This is a genomic window from Actinokineospora auranticolor, assembly GCF_002934265.1.
In the GTDB taxonomy this organism is placed as follows: domain Bacteria; phylum Actinomycetota; class Actinomycetes; order Mycobacteriales; family Pseudonocardiaceae; genus Actinokineospora; species Actinokineospora auranticolor.
This window is the reverse complement of the sequence record NZ_PTIX01000010.1, coordinates 1-17,405: the sequence shown is the minus strand read 5'-3', so window position 1 is coordinate 17,405 and position 17,405 is coordinate 1. Positions and strand designations below refer to the sequence as shown.

15 protein-coding genes are annotated in these 17,405 nt (G+C 71.5%); 11 read left to right on the top strand and 4 right to left on the bottom strand.

Features of this window, described 5'->3' with window-relative positions; all coding sequences use genetic code 11:
- Nucleotides 1–43 precede the first annotated feature (43 nt).
- The 10 genes from CLV40_RS19040 (at nucleotide 44) to CLV40_RS18995 (ending at nucleotide 10,604) form a co-directional block, all read left to right on the top strand.
- The gene (locus CLV40_RS19040; RefSeq protein WP_104480309.1) at nucleotides 44–1,924 is read left to right on the top strand and encodes an ABC transporter ATP-binding protein; all 1,881 of its coding nucleotides are present in this window, start codon (nucleotides 44–46) and stop codon (nucleotides 1,922–1,924) included.
- A gap of 148 nt (nucleotides 1,925–2,072) precedes the next feature.
- Nucleotides 2,073–2,456, top strand: coding sequence for a helix-turn-helix domain-containing protein (locus tag CLV40_RS40790; protein ID WP_104480308.1), 384 nt, complete (start codon nucleotides 2,073–2,075; stop codon nucleotides 2,454–2,456).
- 721 nt (nucleotides 2,457–3,177) lie between these two features.
- The gene (locus CLV40_RS19030) at nucleotides 3,178–3,420 is read left to right on the top strand and encodes a hypothetical protein (RefSeq protein ID WP_104480307.1); all 243 of its coding nucleotides are present in this window, start codon (nucleotides 3,178–3,180) and stop codon (nucleotides 3,418–3,420) included.
- A 114-nt stretch (nucleotides 3,421–3,534) separates the two neighbouring features.
- The gene (locus tag CLV40_RS19025; protein ID WP_245931383.1) at nucleotides 3,535–4,635 is read left to right on the top strand and encodes a sensor histidine kinase; all 1,101 of its coding nucleotides are present in this window, start codon (nucleotides 3,535–3,537) and stop codon (nucleotides 4,633–4,635) included.
- Complete coding sequence (locus tag CLV40_RS19020) at nucleotides 4,632–5,399, top strand: LytR/AlgR family response regulator transcription factor (protein WP_104480306.1); 768 nt, start codon at nucleotides 4,632–4,634, stop codon at nucleotides 5,397–5,399. Before CLV40_RS19025 ends, CLV40_RS19020 begins: the two co-directional genes overlap by 4 nt.
- Complete coding sequence (locus tag CLV40_RS19015; protein WP_104480305.1) at nucleotides 5,396–5,773, top strand: hypothetical protein; 378 nt, start codon at nucleotides 5,396–5,398, stop codon at nucleotides 5,771–5,773. The genes CLV40_RS19020 and CLV40_RS19015 overlap by 4 nt, the downstream gene beginning before the upstream one ends.
- On the top strand, nucleotides 5,770–7,539 hold the full coding sequence (locus CLV40_RS19010; protein WP_104480304.1) for a sodium/solute symporter: 1,770 nt from the start codon (nucleotides 5,770–5,772) through the stop codon (nucleotides 7,537–7,539). Before CLV40_RS19015 ends, CLV40_RS19010 begins: the two co-directional genes overlap by 4 nt.
- A 70-nt stretch (nucleotides 7,540–7,609) precedes the next feature.
- A complete protein-coding gene (locus tag CLV40_RS19005) occupies nucleotides 7,610–7,963 on the top strand; it encodes a DUF485 domain-containing protein (RefSeq protein WP_104480303.1) in 354 nt (117 codons plus the stop codon).
- A complete protein-coding gene (locus CLV40_RS19000; RefSeq protein WP_104480302.1) occupies nucleotides 7,960–9,585 on the top strand; it encodes a solute symporter family protein in 1,626 nt (541 codons plus the stop codon). Before CLV40_RS19005 ends, CLV40_RS19000 begins: the two co-directional genes overlap by 4 nt.
- Before the next feature lie 353 nt (nucleotides 9,586–9,938).
- A complete protein-coding gene (locus tag CLV40_RS18995) occupies nucleotides 9,939–10,604 on the top strand; it encodes an HNH endonuclease family protein (RefSeq protein ID WP_181043590.1) in 666 nt (221 codons plus the stop codon).
- A 65-nt stretch (nucleotides 10,605–10,669) separates the two neighbouring features.
- On the opposite strand, the gene CLV40_RS18990 is transcribed toward CLV40_RS18995, so the two are convergent.
- Complete coding sequence (locus CLV40_RS18990) at nucleotides 10,670–11,389, bottom strand: S1 family peptidase (RefSeq protein WP_104480300.1); 720 nt, start codon at nucleotides 11,387–11,389, stop codon at nucleotides 10,670–10,672.
- Nucleotides 11,390–11,773: 384 nt separating this feature from the next.
- Here CLV40_RS18990 and paaZ point away from each other — a divergent pair, with 384 nt between their 5' ends.
- Nucleotides 11,774–13,801 (top strand): phenylacetic acid degradation bifunctional protein PaaZ, encoded by a 2,028-nt coding sequence (paaZ, locus tag CLV40_RS18985; protein WP_104480299.1) that lies wholly within the window; start codon nucleotides 11,774–11,776, stop codon nucleotides 13,799–13,801.
- A gap of 60 nt (nucleotides 13,802–13,861) precedes the next feature.
- Here the strand turns inward: paaZ and CLV40_RS18980 are convergent, their stop codons facing one another.
- The 3 genes from CLV40_RS18980 to CLV40_RS18970 all read right to left on the bottom strand — a co-directional run bounded on the left by CLV40_RS18980 (nucleotide 13,862) and on the right by CLV40_RS18970 (nucleotide 16,769).
- A complete protein-coding gene (locus CLV40_RS18980; protein WP_104480298.1) occupies nucleotides 13,862–14,743 on the bottom strand; it encodes a hypothetical protein in 882 nt (293 codons plus the stop codon).
- Nucleotides 14,744–15,018: 275 nt separating this feature from the next.
- Nucleotides 15,019–15,966, bottom strand: a complete 948-nt coding sequence (locus CLV40_RS40320) for a cold-shock protein (protein ID WP_104480297.1) — start codon at nucleotides 15,964–15,966, stop codon at nucleotides 15,019–15,021.
- A 233-nt stretch (nucleotides 15,967–16,199) separates the two neighbouring features.
- Nucleotides 16,200–16,769: a snapalysin family zinc-dependent metalloprotease gene (locus tag CLV40_RS18970; protein WP_104480296.1), complete on the bottom strand. Its 570-nt coding sequence runs from the start codon at nucleotides 16,767–16,769 to the stop codon at nucleotides 16,200–16,202.
- Between the last annotated feature and the right edge of the window lie 636 nt (nucleotides 16,770–17,405).

Genomic DNA, 17,405 nt, shown 5'->3' with positions numbered 1-17,405 from the left:
GCTCCTACTGTCGCCCGCGCACCCCCGACGGCAGGAGTCACCGATGGACATGAACATGACCGCGTGGAGCACGCTCTACCGCACCATGCACGCCCAGCAGGACCAGCGGACGCTCACCCGCGCGACGCTGCGTCGGATCCTGGTCTTCGCCCGCCCGCACCGATCCCGCATCGTGCGGTTCCTGCTGGTCAGCGTGGTGCTGTCGGCGTTGGCCGTGGCCACGCCCGTGCTCGCCGGGTGGGTGGTCGACGCGATAGTCCAGCGATCATCACCGGGGGTGGTGATCGGCCTGGCCGCGGTCATCGCCGTCGCCGCCGTCCTCGAGGCCGGGTTCGGCCTGGTCAGCCGGTTCCTGTCGGCGAGCATCGGCGAGAGCCTGATCCTCGACCTGCGCACCCGCGTGTTCGACCACGTGCAGCGGATGCCCGTCGCGTTCTTCACCCGCACCCGCACCGGGGCGCTGGTCAGCAGGCTCGGGCACGACGTCATCGGGGCGCAACGGGCCTTCAGCGACGTCCTGTCCGGGATCGTCGGCAACCTGGTCACGCTCACCCTGACGCTGGTCGTGATGATCGGCATCTCGTGGCAGGTGACGCTGCTGGCGCTGGTGCTGCTGCCGGTGTTCGTCATCCCCGCGCGGCGCATGGGCGCGCGGCTGGCCGGGCTGCAGCGGGAGGCGGCCGAGCACAACGCGGCGATGAGCACGCAGATGACCGAGCGGTTCTCCGCGCCGGGCGCGACGCTGGTCAAGCTGTTCGGGCGGCCCGCGCAGGAGTCGCGAGAGTTCGCGCTGCGCGCCGGGCGGGTGCGCGACATCGGCGTGCGCTCGGCGATGGTGCAGTGGGTGTTCGTCACCGCGCTGACCCTGGTGTCGGCGCTGGCCCTGGCTCTGGTCTACGGGCTCGGCGGCTACCTGGCGATCACCGACGCGCTGGAGCCGGGCGCGGTCGTGTCCCTGGCGCTGCTGCTGACCAGGCTCTACTCGCCGCTGACCGCGCTCGCGGGCGCCCGGGTGGAGGCGATGAGCGCGCTGGTCAGCTTCGAGCGGGTGTTCGAGGTGCTGGACCTGCCGCCGCTGATCAGCGACGCGCCGGACGCGCGGGCGGTGCCGGACGGGCCGGTGTCGGTGGAGTTCGACGGGGTGGGCTTCGCGTACCCGTCGGCGGACAAGGTGTCGCTGGCGTCGTTGGAGGAGGTCGCGACGCTGGACACGCGCGGCGGCGTCGAGGTCCTGCGCGACGTGTCGTTCCGCGCCGAGCCGGGGCAGCTGGTCGCGCTGGTCGGGTCGTCCGGCGCGGGCAAGTCGACGATCGCCCAGCTCACCCCCCGGCTCTACGACGTGGACACGGGTGCGGTGCGGCTGTCCGGTGTGGACGTGCGGGAGCTGACGTCGGAGTCCATTCGGGACGCGCTCGGCATGGTCACCCAGGACGGGCACCTGTTCCACGACACGATCCGGGCCAACCTGCTGCTGGCCCGCCCCGAGGCCGCCGAGGCCGAGGTGTGGGACGCGCTGCGCCGCGCCCGGCTCGAAGACCTGGTCCGGTCGCTGCCGGACGGCCTGGACACCGTCGTCGGTGAACGCGGCTACCGGCTCTCCGGCGGTGAACGCCAGCGCCTCACCATCGCCCGACTCCTGCTGGCCCGCCCCCGAGTGGTGATCCTCGACGAGGCCACGGCCCACCTGGACTCCACCTCGGAGGCGGCGGTGCAGGCGGCGCTCGCGGAGGCGCTGGAGGGCCGAACGGCCCTGGTCATCGCCCACCGGCTGTCCACGATCCGCGCGGCGGACCTGATCCTGGTCGTGGAAGCGGGCCAGGTGGTGGAGCGCGGCGGACACGAGGAACTGCTGGCGGCCGGTGGGCGGTACGCCGAGCTGTACCGGACGCAGTTCGCCAGTGAAGATCAACCCGCCGTGGCCTGATGGCCGATTCTCGCTTTCCTTCACATAACTCGGAGTTGTCCACAGAGGCTTATTCACAACCCCGGGGTGAGTATCCGAAAGTAAGAGGTGGCGGCCCGTTTGGGAGAATTCAGTTACCGCACATCACTCTCAAAAACGGACCGCCTTCATGTGTCATATCACCGGCCTCACCCGAGGCCGTGTCGAGGAATTGTGCGCTTTGATCCACGAAGCCACCAGCGAATCGATTCGCCGGTGGCCGCCGGTTCTGGTTTTACATCGGTCCGTAGTGGTCACGTTGGCGTACTTGCGGCGGAATCGAGTGCAAGCGGAGTTGGCGGAAGCGTTCGAGGTGTCACAGCCGACGATCAGTCGGGTGATCGCGGCGATGACACCATTGTTGGCCGGCGTGCTCGAACAGTGCATTCCCGCGGCCGACGATCTCTCGACGACCGCAACTCCCACAGAGAGCCCAGCACCTGGCTCGGCGACAATGGAGCAGGGCTGTCCCCCGAGGTGGGCGGGGGCTGTCTTTTGGGGGCCGGGGCGGTGAAATAGCCGGGGTGCTGGCTGCGTGGGCGGGTTGGCTGCCTTGGGGTGGCGGCGTAGGCGATGTCGAGGCGATTGTCACCCGGTGGTGGCGCGGTATGCGATCCACATGTTGTGGTCGGGGCTGCCGAATCCGCTCCATTGCTGTGTGAGGCTCGTGGCGACGGGTGTTGCCTGGCTGTTCGTGCGAGCCGGGGTTCCGCAGCGCAGGCCTTTGCTGACGGCGGGTTCCCGCTGCTTCCCCACACGCGTCCGGAGTTGTCCACAGGAGGACGTCACCCGCTTCCCTCGCCCGGCACCGCGAAGTGGAGTCACAACAAGGGGTTCCCCTTGGCGGGCGACCCCTCGCGGGCGTAGAGGTCCCGGATGCGGGAGGGGAGGGGCGGAGGATCCGCCCGAGAGGTGCAGGGGACGTGGTGCGGCGGAAGGTGTTGTGCGGGAGTGCGGGGAGTGGGGCCTAAGGAAGGGGAGCGGGCCGGGGAAGCGCTGGTTCAGCACGTGTTCCGGATCGTGGACTTCGTCAGGTTCCGCGGGTGTGGTCACCGCTCCGGGGGCGTCCGATCGAGTGAAGTCCGTCCCGTCAGTCCGGAAAGGACAGTGCGCCCCCGAGGGGGCCTGCGCCCGTCCGCACCGGGGATTGCCTGGGGTTGCGGGACATCGGAACGATGTTCGGCGCGTCCCGTTACGGCAACCGGGCGACTTTACCGATCCGGCATGCTGGACCAATGCCTACTCCCCCCTCGAGCGCGGTCAACGAGACCGCCGACGCCGTCCGGCAGGCGCTGGCCCTCGCGCACCCCACGGTGGCCGCCGACGTGGTCACGGCCGTGGTGTACCAGGCGGCGGGTGAGCTGGTCGGGCGATCCGCCGTGCCCGCGGACTTCGGGCGCCTGCTCCGCCGCCGGGCCAATGCCCGGCTCGCCGCGATGACCGGGATCCTCACCCCCATCCGCACCGCCAGACCCTGATCGGACGACGCCCACCGGGCCACCGCATGACCGCCCGTGGTGGGCGTCCACTACCTTCACCCCTTCGTGTGGTCGCGGCCTACGATGCGGGCAGCCGCCGAAGGGACTGTGCGGATGCCGCGGTCGAACGAGATGTCGGAGGGGGACGCGCCGTCGGATGGGGGCGCGCGCCTCGGCTTCCGGTCGTCCAAGACCGCCCGGCGCGACCCCACCGCCGTGCTGGCCATGGCCCGGCGCATCGGCGAGGACCTGGCCGACGGCCTGGCCGGGCCCGGTGTCCGCGCCGCCGCCCGGCGGGTGCGGGCGCTGCTCGGCGCCGACGCCGTCGGGGTCGTCGACCTCGCGGGCACCGCCACCTGGTCCGGCGCCGTCCCCCGGGGCACCCGCTGGCTCGCCCTGCTCGACCTCGCCCTGCACACCGAGACCCGCGCGGGTCGACCACCGCTCACCGCCGTCCCGCTGCACGTGCACGACGAACTCGCGGGCGTCCTCGTCGTCGCGGGCCGCACCCGGTCCGGGGCCATCCGGGAGGTGGCCGACTGGATGGTCGCCGCCCTCGAACGGGCCCGGCTGGAGGCCTCCGCCGAGTACGCCGCGCAGGCCGAGCTGCGGGCCCTGCGCGCCGAGATCTCGCCGCACTTCGTCTACAACGCGCTCACCGTCATCGCCTCGCTCGTGCACTCCGACCCGGACCGCTCGCACGAACTGATGCTCGATTTCGCCGACTACAACCGATACAGCCTGGCCAGCCACGGCGAATACACCACTGTGGCCGAGGAGTTCCACGCGATCGAGACCTACCTGGCACTGCAGCGCGCGGTGCTGGGCGACCGGCTGCGCGTCCAGGTGCGCGTGGCCCCCGAGGTGCTCGCCGTCGCCATCCCCTACCTGGTGCTGCAACCCCTGGTCGAGAACGCCGTGCGGCACGGCGTCGAGCCGCGCCCCGGCGGCGGGCTGGTGCAGGTGAGCGGCGAGGCCCAGGGCAGCGACTGCGTCATCACCGTCGAGGACGACGGCGTCGGCATGGCGCCCGCGCGCGCCGAGGCGATCCTCGCGGGCAAGGGCCCGGCCGAGAGCGTCGGCCTGGCCAACGTCGACCGGCGGCTGCGCACCGTCTACGGCCCCTGGTACGGGCTGGTGGTGGAGACCGAGCGGGACGCGGGCACCCGGATGGTCGTCCGGATGCCGATGTTCGCACCGGGGGTGGTGCCGTGAACGGGGTCCGGGTTCTCGCGGTCGACGACGTGCGCGCCGCGCTCGAGGAGCTGTGCAGGCTGCTGCGCGACGCCCCGGGCGTGGCCGAGGTGCGCGCGGCGGGCGACGCGGTCAGCGCGCTGCGGATCCTGCAGGCCGAGCGGTTCGACGCGGTCTTCCTCGACATCTCCATGCCGGGCCTCACCGGCCTGGAACTCGCCTCGCTGCTGGCCAAGCTGACCGAGCCGCCGGTGATCGTGTTCGTCACCGCGTTCGACGGCCACGCGGTCACCGCCTACGGCATCGGCGCCGTCGACTACCTGCTCAAGCCGGTCCGCGCCGAGCGGCTGGCCGAGGCGCTGGCCCGGGTCACCCGGATCGCCGAGTCCCGCAAGGCCGCCGCCGAACCCGAGGCCGCGAGCCCCGACGCCATGCCCGCGCTGCCGGTCGAGTCCGACGGCCGCACCCGCTACGTGCGGCGCGGCGACGTCAAGTTCGCCGAGGCGCACGGCGACTACGTGCGCCTGCACACCACCGCGGGCGTGCACCTGGTGCGGATGCCGATCTCCCGGTTGCAGGAGTACTGGGAAGGCTCCGGTTTCGCCCGCGTGCACCGCGGCTTCCTGGTCGCCCTGGACGCGGTGCGCGAGCTGCGCAGCGACTCCGTCGGCGGCATGCTCGCGCACACCGACCTCGGCGACGTGCCGGTCAGCCGCAGGCACGCCCGCGAACTGCGGGAACGGCTGCTGCGCGCGGCCCAGCGCGGCGAGTTGGGCAAGCGGTGAGCCCGCACCGCCGCGTCGCCGTCACCAGCCCGCAGACCCGCCTCGCGCACGCCCGCCGCAGGCACCGCACCGCGTGGCGCCCGCCGACGCTCGACCCGGCCGAGGTGCACGAGGCCGTGCGCGTCTTCCACGCGCAGCGCTCCCGCGCGGCCGTGGCGCTGGGCGCGCTGTCGGTGCTGCTGCTGGGGCTGCCGGTCGTGCTGAGCCTGGCGCCGTGGCTCGACCACGCGCGGGTGCTCGGCGTGCCGGTGTCGTGGGTCGCGCTCGTCGCGGTCCCGTTCCCGGCCATGGTCGCCATCGCGCACTGGCACCTGCGCCGGGCCGAGCGCGTGGAGGACGACTCCGAGCCGGGCACCCCGGGACCCGGCGGGTGATCGCGTTCTTCGCCGTCGCCCCGGTCGTGCTGGTGACGCTGCTGGTGGGCCTGCGCGGGGTCGCGGCCATGCGCACGACCTCGGACTTCCTGGTCGCCTCCCGCCGGGTGTCGCCGCTGCTGAACTCGGCGGCGGTGTCGGGGGAGTACCTGTCGGCGGCGTCGTTCCTCGGCGTGGCCGGGCTCGTCGTCAAGGACGGCGTGGGCGCGCTGTGGTACCCGGTCGGGTTCACCGCGGGCTACGTGGCGATGCTGGTCCTGGTCGCCGCCCCGATGCGCCGCTCCGGCGCGGTCACCGTCCCCGACTTCGCCGAGGCCCGGCTCGCCTCGACCCCGCTGCGCAAGCTCGCCGCGGTGACCGTGCTGGTGATCGCAGGCCTCTACCTGGTGCCGCAGTTCCGCACCGCGGGCCTGGTGCTCAGCGTGGTCAGCGGCGGACCGTACTGGGTGGGCGTGGTGATCGCGGCGGTCGTGGTCAGCGTGACCCTGGCCGTTGGCGGGATGCGCGCGGCGACGTACGTGCAGGCCTTCCAGTTCTGCTTCAAGCTGGTGCTGTTCATCGTCCCGGCCATCTGGCTGCTGCTCTCCGCCGGGCCCGCGGTGCGGCACGAGGCCGTGCACCCGGTCGAGTTCACCCACTTCGCCCGCGACACCCCGGTCGACTTCGGACTCGAGGTCACGCTGGAGGTCCACGAGCCCACCACCGTCCGCGCCTCCGACGGCCGGGTCTTCACCATCCCGCCCGGCGAGTTCCGCGTCGAGGACGGCGACACCCTCGTCTTCCCGGCGGGGGCGCCCGTGCCCGGTGTGCGCGGGGGAGCGGCCCCCGGCGGACCGGACTGGCAGCGGCCGCTGCTCGACCTGCAGGACGCGGGCCACCCGCTGCTGGGCACCTGGGCCGTGCTGCTGGCCACCATGCTCGGCACCATGGGCCTGCCGCACGTGCTCATGCGCTTCCACACCAGCCCCGACGGCCGCGCCGCGCGCCGCACCGCCGCGATCACCGTCGGCCTGCTCGGCGTCTTCTACCTCTTCCCCGGCGTCTACGGCACCCTCGCCAAGGTCCTGGTGCCGCAGCTCTACCTCTCCGGCGCCACCGACACCGCCGTCGTCGCCCTGCCGTCGCAAGTGGACAGCGGAGCGGCGGGCACGGTGTTCACCACCCTGCTGACCGCGGGCGCCTTCGCCGCGTTCCTGGCCACCTCGCTCGGGCTGCTGCTGGTCGTGGCGGGCGCGATCTCGCACGACCTGGTGCCCGGCGGGCTGGCCCGGCTGCGGTTCACCGTCGTCGCCGCGGCGGCGGCGGTCGTGCTGCTGGCGCTGCCGTCGGCCCGGCTGGACGCGGGTGTGCTGGTCACGTGGGGCTTCACCGTGGCCGCGTCGACGTTCTGCCCGCTGCTGGTGCTCGGCATCTGGTGGCCCCGGCTGACCGCGCCCGGCGCCATCGCCGGGGTCGCCGCCGGGTTGCTCGGCACGGCGGGCGCGATCGTGGCGACGCTGTTCGGGCCGCCGGTGTCCGGCTGGTTGGCCATACTGGTGGCGCAGCCCGCGCCCTGGTCCGTCCCGCTGGCCTTCGGCACCATGGTGGCGGTATCACTGCTGGGCCGTCCGCCTGCCTGGTCGTCGGCCGCGATGTTGCGGCTGCACCTGGTGGAACGCCGCACGTCGGTGCCCACCCGCGACCGCGGGCGTGACCTGGGCCACTCGTCCTGGTCGGCGCGCCGCTCGTCCGCCGTTCGTCGCATCATCCGTCGATTGAGCCGCTGATCCCCCGACGGCGAGCATCTCCTCCCTAACGTGACGCGGAACACCCCTGCCGCTGGAGAGGAGGCGTCGGATGGGCACTGCCAAGGCCCCGGACCCGACGGATCGCGAGATCCGGGAGGACACCTGGGAGGAGGTACACGCCAGCGCGGAGTTCGTCGAGCTGCGCAGGCGGTTACGCCGCTTCGTGTTCCCGATGACCGTGCTGTTCCTGGTGTGGTACCTGGTCTACGTCCTGCTCGCCGACTACGCCCACGGGTTCATGGCGACCCGGCTGGTCGGCAACCTCAACGTCGGGCTGCTGCTCGGACTGCTGCAGTTCGTCTCCACCTTCGTGATCACGAGCCGGTACGTGCGCTACGCCGACCGCAAGCTCGACCCGCTGGCCACCCGCATCCGCGAGACCGTGGAAGGTGGTGACCGGTGAGCCCGATCGCCGCCGGGGTCACCGGCAACAACCCCGCCCTCAACATCGGCATCTTCGCCGCCTTCGTGCTCATCACGCTGGTGGTGGTGTTCCGGGCGAGCCGCAACACCAAGACCGCCGCCGACTACTACGCCGCGGGCCGCAGCTTCACCGGCCCGCAGAACGGCGTGGCGATCTCCGGCGACTACCTGTCCGCCGCCTCGTTCCTGGGCATCGCGGGCGCCATCGCGCTCAACGGCTACGACGGCTTCCTGTACTCGATCGGCTTCCTGGTCGCCTGGTTGGTGGCCCTGCTGCTGGTCGCGGAACTGCTGCGCAACACCGGCAAGTACACGATGGGCGACGTGCTGGCGTTCCGGATGCGGCAGCGGCCGGTGCGCGCCGCCGCCGCCACCTCGACGCTGGTCGTGTCGTTCTTCTACCTGCTGGCGCAGATGGCGGGCGCGGGTGGCCTGGTCGCGCTGCTGCTCGGCGTCACCAACAAGGCCGGGCAGGCCGTGGTGATCGCCGTGGTCGGCGTCATCATGATCGTCTACGTGCTGGTCGGCGGCATGAAGGGCACCACCTGGGTCCAGATCATCAAGGCCGCGCTGCTGATCACCGGTGCGCTGGCCATGACCATCTGGGTACTGGCCCGCTTCGGCTTCAACCTCTCGGAGCTGCTCGGCGGCGCGGTCGACGCGAACACCAAGGCGGGCGCGAAGGTGCTGGAACCGGGCCTGCAGTACGGGGCCACCGGCACCAGCAAGCTCGACTTCCTCTCGCTCGGCCTCGCCCTGGTGCTCGGGACGGCGGGCCTGCCGCACATCCTGATGCGCTTCTACACCGTCCCCACGGCCAAGGAAGCCCGCCGCTCGGTGGTCTGGGCGATCTGGCTGATCGGCATCTTCTACCTGTTCACCCTGGTCCTGGGCTACGGCGCCGGGGCGATCGTCGGCCCGGACGCGATCCGCGCCGCGCCGGGCAAGGGCAACTCGGCGGCGCCGCTGCTGGCCCAGGCCCTGGGCGGCCCGGTCCTGCTGGGACTGATCGCGGCCGTCGCCTTCGCCACCATCCTCGCGGTGGTGGCCGGGTTGACGATCACGGCGTCGGCGTCGTTCGCGCACGACATCTACGCCAACGTCATCAAGAAGGGCGAGTTGTCGGACAAGAACGCGGAGGTCCGGGTCGCCCGGATCACCGCGGTCGTGATCGGGATCGTGGCCATCGTCGGCGGCATCGTCGCGAACGGGCAGAACGTCGCGTTCCTGGTGGCACTCGCCTTCGCCGTCGCGGCGTCGGCGAACCTCCCGACCATCCTGTACTCGCTGTTCTGGAAGCGCTTCAACACCCAGGGCGCGTTGTGGAGCACCTACGGCGGCCTCGCGATCAGCATCGTGCTGATCGTGTTCTCCCCGGCCGTGTCGGGCAAACCGTCGACGGCGTCGACCCCGTCGATGATCTCCGGGGTGGACTTCCACTGGTTCCCGCTGGAGAACCCGGGCATCGTGTCGATCCCGCTGGCGTTCCTGCTGGGGTGGCTGGGGACGGTGCTGTCGAAGGAGCGCAGCGGCCCGAAGTACGCGGAGATGGAGGTCCGGGCCCTGACGGGCGCGGGCGCGGAGAAAGCGGTCGAACACTGACCACCGCGGATCACGGCTGATCGGGCCGGAAGAGCGACAGGCCGGGCGAACCGATCCGCTCGGCCTGCTCGCTGTGACCTGGCCGAGGCGCCATCTCTCGGTGGGACGCCCCACGAGTGGCCGAGCACTGGCAGTTGCCCGGCTCCTGCGCGCGCGGCTGCTGGGGATCGACTAGCGGCGATCCTGCTCGAGACGAAGGCCCGCTACTCCGAATGGCCCCCTTTCCACCGCCCGGTCGGTAGGGGGCCATTGCTGTCTGTGGGCGCGGTCTCCCGCCCTCGTCCGGCGTGGGTCCCACGAACGAGTGATGATCAGGAGAGTCTATGCAGTAGTTCATGCATAAGGGAGAGAACATGGCTTCCCGACGGCTCGTCCCGGCCATCGCCCTGCTCGCCGTGCTGCCGCTGGCCGGGTGCAAGGTCGACATCAACAGCGGGGCCGGTGGCGGCTCGAGCGGGGCGGACGTCCCCGGGCCCGCGATCGGTGGTCCGCACGCCGAGGCGCTGGCGGCGCTCGGTCAACCGCGGCCCGAGGACACCGGTGCCCACTACGACCGCGACGACTGGGGTGACTGGCGCGAGGACTCCGCGTCCAAGTGCAACACCCGCGAACGCGTCCTCATCCGGGACGGTGACGGTGAGGCGGTCGACTCGCAGTGCAGGCCGTCCTGCCCCAAGGAGTCCTGCTGGACCAGTCACTACGACGGGGTCAAGTCCAAGGACCCCAAGGACCTCCAGATCGACCACATAGTCCCGATCGCGGAGGCCAACCGCTCCGGGGCACGTGACTGGACCCGCCAGCAGCGCACCGACTACTACAACGACCCGGCCAACCTCATCGCCGTCTCCGCGCGGTCCAACACGCAGAAGAGCGACGGGGACCCGGGCAAGTGGCGCCCGGCCCGCGAGTACTGGTGCGACTACGCCACCGCCTACGTCGCGGTCAAGACCAAGTACAAGCTCTCGGTCGACGACGCCGAGCTCGCCGAGCTGACCCGCATGCTCAACACCTGCCCATGAGCGGAAAGCGGGTCGTGGCGAAAGCCGCCACGACCCGCTCCACCGTCCTCAGCGACAGTCAGAACTCAGACACCCGCGATGCTCTGGATCCAGCTGCGGTACTGGCCGACGCTGGTGTAGTTGGTCACGCTCGACCGGTCGCTGGTGGACGCGACGCCGATCTGGCGGCCGTTGCCGAACATCGGGCCACCGGAGTCGCCACCGGCGGTGATGCCGTTGACCCGGCGGGCCTGGATCGCGACACCGTTGTAGGCGTCCCGCGCGTTGGTGGAGCTGACCTGCACGGTCGCGACCTTCAGGTAGCGCGACTGGCAGTTGATCTCCGACTGGTTGGTGCAGGTCGCACCCCAGCCGTAGACCTGGACCTGCTGCCCCGCGCGCGCGTCCGCGGTGGTGCCCAGCGGCGAGTAGGTCGCCGACACGCTGCGGTCGAGCCGGGCGATGGCCAGGTCGGAGGCCGAGTGCCGGTAGATCTGCGAGGCGTTCGCGGTGGTGCCACCGGTCGTCTGGTCGAGGCTGCCGATCCGGAAGCTGATCGTGCCGCTGGCCACGCAGTGCTTGGCGGTCAGCACGTACTGCGGCGCGATGATGGTCGCGGTGCAGGACTGCTGGCCGTTGGCGAACAGCCGCGCCGCCCACGGGGCGTTGCTGGCCGTGCCGCCGCCGATGATCGCGGGGGACTGCCCCGAACCCGGCGCCGACTCGGCGGCGAGCACGGAGGGGGCGACGGCGACCATGGCCGCCGCCACGCCGGCGACAGCGACGGCGAGCTTGGTCATCTTCATACTTTTTCTCGATTCTGCGGCCGAAGCCGCGGCAGGGGTGAATCGGGAAGACCGCATGGTCGGCCCATGCGGAAAAACGACAACGCGCGCACCGCGGAGCCCGGAGAAACCCCAGGTCAGCTAGTCCTGGCAACCGTGAGCACCGAGGCGGTCACGCCGTCGAGAACCCACTTTTTCACCCAAATGTCGCGATTCGCAAGAGTGTCCTGTCGCCATAACATTCCCACTCCGCGGGCGTGGTAAATGGTAACGACGACCCCCGGATTGCCCTGAATTGCTTTATCGGTTTCGCGCGCGCGTGGCCAGGGTCGGGCGGCACTAACATCCTCAGGTGGGGCGGCAACGCGGCCGCGCCCGAGCGAGCCTCTAGGAGGGCGAACCCCCATGGCGTTGCTGCGCAGCTACGTCCGCGGCCACTGGCACACCCCCGACACCGAGGGCGCACCGCTGCACGACGCGGTCACCGGCGCCGAGATCGCCCGGATCTCCTCGGCCGGGGTGGACATGGCCGCCGCGCTCGACCACGGCCGCCGGGTCGGCGGTCCCGCGCTGCGCGAACTCACCTTCCACCAACGGGCCGCGCTGCTCAAGGAACTCGCCCTGCGGTTGACCGACGCCAAGGACGAGCTCTACGCGCTGTCCACCCGCACCGGCGCCACCCGCCGCGACTCGCTCGTCGACGTCGACGGCGGCATCGGCGTCCTGTTCGCCTACAGCGGCAAGGGCCGCCGCGAACTGCCCAACGCCAAGGTCCTGCCCGAGGGGCCGGTCGAGCCGCTGGGCAAGGGCGGCACCTTCGTCGGCAGGCACGTCGCCGTGCCGCTGCGCGGTGTCGCCGTGCAGATCAACGCCTTCAACTTCCCGGTCTGGGGGCCGCTGGAGAAGTTCGCCCCCGCGTTCCTCGCGGGCGTGCCCAGCCTGGTCAAGCCCGCCAGCCCCACGGCGTACGTCACCGAGAAGCTGGTCGAGCTGATCATCGGCACCGGGCTGCTGCCGGAGGGCAGCGTGCAGCTGGTGTGCGGCAGCGCGGGCGACCTGCTCGACCACCTCACCCCGCAGGACCTGGTCTCCTTCACCGGGTCCGCCGCCACCGCCCGCAAGCTCCGCGTGCACGAGACCGTCGTGCGCCACGCCGTCCGCTTCAACGCCGAGGCGGACTCGCTCAACTGCTCCATCCTCGGACCCGACGCCGGTCCCGGCACCGCCGAGTTCGACCTGTTCGTCAAGCAGCTGGTCAACGAGATGACGGTCAAGGCGGGCCAGAAGTGCACCGCCATCCGCCGCGCCTTCGTCCCCGCCGCGCTCGCCGACCCCGTCACCGAGGCCGTGGTCGCCCGCCTGCGCAAGGTCACCGTCGGCAACCCGGCCAACCCCGACGTGCGGATGGGCTCGCTCGCCGGTCTCGAACAGCGCGAAGAGGTCCGCCGCGCGCTCAAGGCGCTCACCGACGCCGGGGACGTCGTCCACGGCGACCCGACCCGCGTGGACGTCGTCGACGCCGACGCCGAGCGCGGCGCCTTCCTGTCCCCGATCCTGCTGCGCGCCGACGGCGACCGGGCCGAGCCGCACGAGGTGGAGGCGTTCGGGCCGGTCAGCACCCTCATGCCGTACGAGACCACCGACGAGGTGATCGACCTCGCCGCGCGCGGCCTCGGCAGCCTCACCGGGTCGATCGTCACCGGCGACGCCGACTTCGCCGCCGAGGTCGTCGGCGGCCTCGCCCCCTGGCACGGGCGGCTGCTGGTGCTCGACGCGGACGACGCGGGCGAGTCCACCGGCCACGGCTCCCCCCTGCCCAACCTCGTGCACGGCGGCCCCGGCCGCGCGGGCGGCGGCGAGGAACTCGGCGGTATCCGGGCGGTCCTGCACCACCTGCAGCGCACCGCGGTGCAGGGCAGCCCCAAGGTGCTGGCCAAGGTCACGGGGGAGTGGACCGCGGGCGCGCCGGTCGCCGACACGAGTGTGCACCCGTTCCGCAAGAGCCTCGCCGAACTCCGCGTCGGCGACAGCGTCACCGCCGGGCCGCGCGTGGTGCACCAGGCCGACGTCGACCACTTCTCCGAGTTCACCGGCGACACCTTCTACGCCCACACCAACCCGGAAGCGGCGGCGGCCAACGAGTTCTTCGGCGGCATCGTCGCGCACGGCTACCTGATCATCTCGCTGGCCGCGGGCCTGTTCGTCTCCCCGGAACCCGGGCCCGTGCTGGCCAACTACGGGCTGGAGAACCTGCGCTTCACCACCCCGGTCCACCCCGGTGACTCGATCACCGTCACGCTGACGGCCAAGCAGATCACCCCGCGGGAGAACGCCCACTACGGCGAGGTCCGGTGGGACGCCGACGTCCGCAACCAGGACGGCGTCAGCGTCGCCCGCTACGACGTGCTGACGCTGGTGGCGAAAACCCTGTGACGACGAGGGCGGCGGGTACGTCCCCTGTGGATGGACGCACCCGCCGTCTCCCTCCTCCGGTCAGGCGCCCACCTTCGCGCCGGTGTCGTTGAGCGCGAACCAGGTGCCCCCGACACCCTGACCCTTGGTGTCGCAAGGAACCTTGTCCTCGGCGAAGCGGTAAACCGGCCAACCCCCGACGGTCAGCTGGCGGGTCCCGTCCCCGCGGTCCACGGTGCCCAGCGAGTCCAGCCCCTCGACCTTCGCGCCGTCCGGGACCAGGACCGGCGGCCACTTCTTCGCGCAGTCGCCCTTGCAGTTGGTGGTCGGCGGCTTGGCGGAGTCCTTGTCGAAGCGGTAGAGCGTCATGCCCTCCCGGTCGGTGACGATCTGCCCGAGCTTGCCGACCTTCATCACCGCGACCCCGACCGTGCCCGACTTCGCCGCCGCGGCCTTCTTGCCCTCGGGGGTGAACGCGAACCAGTTGCCGCCCGCGCCCTGCCCCTTGACGTCGCCGGGAGCGGTGTCCTTGGCGTAGCGGTAGGCGGGCCAGCCCGCGATGGTCAGCTGCTTGCCGCCCTCGGGCCGCTCGACGGTGCCGAGCAGCGTGGCGTCGACCCCGGTGGCCTGGACGGCGGCGGGGTCGTCGACCAGGACGGGCGGCCAGGCGGCGGCGCAGTCGCCGGTGCAGTTGGTGGTCGGGGGTTTGGCGGTGTCCTTGTCGAAGCGGTAGATGGTGCGGCCGTCGCCGTCGACCACCAACTTCCCGAACTCGGGCGAGGGCATGGCCCGGATGGCGTCGGTCAGGGCCGTGGCGACGGAGTCGACCGCCTTGGCGTCGCCACCGACCTGGACGCTGGCGGGCTTGACGTCGGCGGTACCGGGGAGCTGCGCGTCACCGCAGGCGGTGAGCACGGCGCCGGCGGCGAGCAGGGAGACGGCGAGGGCGGACCTGCGGTTCACGGGGGCCTCCTGGGGAATCGGTTGACTCCCACACGGCCCGGGGCCCGCCCCGGTTCAACCGAGCTCGAAGTTCCTCGCGGTGCGTCCGGCGGGTGTGCCGGTTCACGTGGCGCCTGAGCAGGGGCTACCACCGAACCCGCACTTGAGCGAGGGCACTCCGTGGCCCCGGCAGCGCGCCCGCCTACTCCTCGACGCCGCTGACCTCACCCTTCGCGCCGAGCCCACGCGAAGGTCTTTTCGCCGGGAAGTGATCAGCCATCGGTGGGGCCGCCGCTTCAGAGGCGTTCGACGCGGTCGGCCTGCGGGCCCCGGTCGCTCTGACGCACCGCGTACCGGACCCGGTCACCCTTCCGCAGCGGCTCCGACCCCATGATCACGGACACGTGGGCGAAGAGGTCGTCGCCGCCCGCGTCCGGGGTGATGAACCCGAAGCCGCGGTCGCCGTCGTAGCGCGCGACGACGCCCTCGCCGCCTCGTGCGGGCACGTCCCGCGTGGCGGGTCCCGCGGTCGTGGCGGGTGCCGGCCGCCGGGGCGGTGTCTGGGGTTCGGCGCCCCGGACCAGGTGCACGTCGCGGGCCTGTGGGCCCTTGTCGCCGCTGGTCACCTCGTAGGCGACGCGGTCGCCCTCCGCGAGCCACGTCAGCCCTTCGGCCAGGGCGCGGGCGTGGACGAAGACGTCCCCGGCGCCGGAGTCGGGGTTGATGAAGCCGAAGCCCTTGTCCTCGTCGTACCAGGCCACCGTGCCGTCGGCACCGTCCCCGATACCGGCCGCGGCGGGTGAGCCTGCCCCCGCTGCCAGCGGGATCACGTACCCGGCCTGCGGACCGCGCTCACCGTCGACGATCAGGAAGGCCACCCGCTGCCCCTCGGTGACCACGCCGCCGGTCACGATGGCGGAGCTGTGCACGAAGATGTCGGCGCCGCCGCCGTCCGGCGACGCGAAGCCGTACCCCTTGCCCGGCTCGTACCAGTTGATGGTGCCGAGCAGGCCAACGGCGCTGCCGGTGGCCGCGTCGGCGGTGACGCGAACGCGCAGCGCCTGGGGCCCGCGGTCGTTCTCGCCGACCTCGAACACGACGGCCTGACCCTCGCGGAGCACTTTCGCGCCGCCGTCCTCGACGATCTCGGAGGCGTGCACGAACACGTCCGGCGAGCCGTCCTCGGGGGCGAGGAAGCCGAAACCCCGTTCGACGTCGAACCAACGGACGGTCCCTTGCGGCATCAAAACGCTCCAGGTCGAGAGGGCGGGCACTGGCCCCCAGTCTCTCTGACGGACTTCCGGTCCGTCGGGCCGGGCCCACAGGCGGGCGGTGCGGAGCCAGGGGAGGGCGTGAGCGGTGGTTGGCGCGAGGTCCGGGGAGTGGAGCGCCGAGGGAGGGGTATGTGGATGGCCCCCGGGTGCGGAAAGACCGCGGCGGCCGGTCCCCGGAGGGGCCGACCGCCGCGGGGGGTGGGTTAGGCGGCGTCCTTGATGATGACCGTCAAGGGGGCCTCCTGCTGGGCCAGGCCGTTGGCGTAGTTGCGCTGGACCTGGGACCGCTCGGCGCTGCTGGGCTGGGCGTTGGCGCAGCTCACCGGGGCCGAGCTGCCGGACATCAGGTCCGAGCACAGGCCGGTGCGGCGGTCCGGCAGGCCCAGGGTGTGGCCCATCTCGTGGGTGATGATCCGGACCTTGTTGTACCCCTGGTCCACCGCCTGCTTGCCGAACCAGATCTGCAGCGTCTGGCTGGAGCGCACCGGGCCGAGCTGCGCCTGCGGCCAGCCCGGGTCCGACACGATGCGGATGTTGACCCGCTGACCGGCCGTCGCCTTGGTGATGCGCACGTTCGGCGCCGCCGAGTTCCAGATGGACGCGGCTTGGGCGATCTCCGAGGCGTACTGGCTGGCACCGCTGTCGCTGTAGGTCAGGTTGGTGACCAGCGCCGCGCTGTCCTGCGCGGCGTTCGCGGGGGCGGCCACGCCGAGCACCACGGCGGCGCCCACCAGGGCGTTGGCCGCGACGAGCGCGAGAGTCCGTCGTTGCATGGGGTTCTCCTGGTTGTTCCGCGGCCCGCCGGGACAGCGGGCCGCACCCGGATGGTTGCCACGCGGTTGGCCACGCCGAAGGGACGGCGACGACGTCGAACCTGCCGCAGGGTGAAGCGGGGTGCCCACCGGTGGGTGGCATCCCGTGACTAGGGGTACTCGGTGCGTAGTTCATTCCCACGGAATAGTGACCGCGATCACAGGGATTGACTTTCCCAGGTGTCGCGGGTCGGCTAAGTGAACGGACGGGGTGTCGATAGGGGGTTTGATCAGCGGAAACCCGTTCGTCGGGCGCGTTCACGGCCGTTGTGCGACCATCGACGGCGGTGTGCGGACCTCCCGCGTGGAACCGTTGTGCCGCAACGGTTTTTGCCTGGAATTGTGCGCGAGTGCACCCCCGATTTGATCCCGGGTTGGCACCCGTGTAACTTTCTTCCTGTCAGCGGAACGGGCCGGGAAAACCGGGCCAGAGCGAGACATAAGAACTTAGCGAGTAACCAGCCTCGGATGAGGTCGCCCTTCCGGCGGTCGAGTACGATGAGCGTGTGTTGTTTGAGAACTCAACAGTGTGCCGATTTAAGCCAGTAGAGCTTGAATGATAGAACCCCGATGTGGGTTCCTTTGAGATGAATTGAT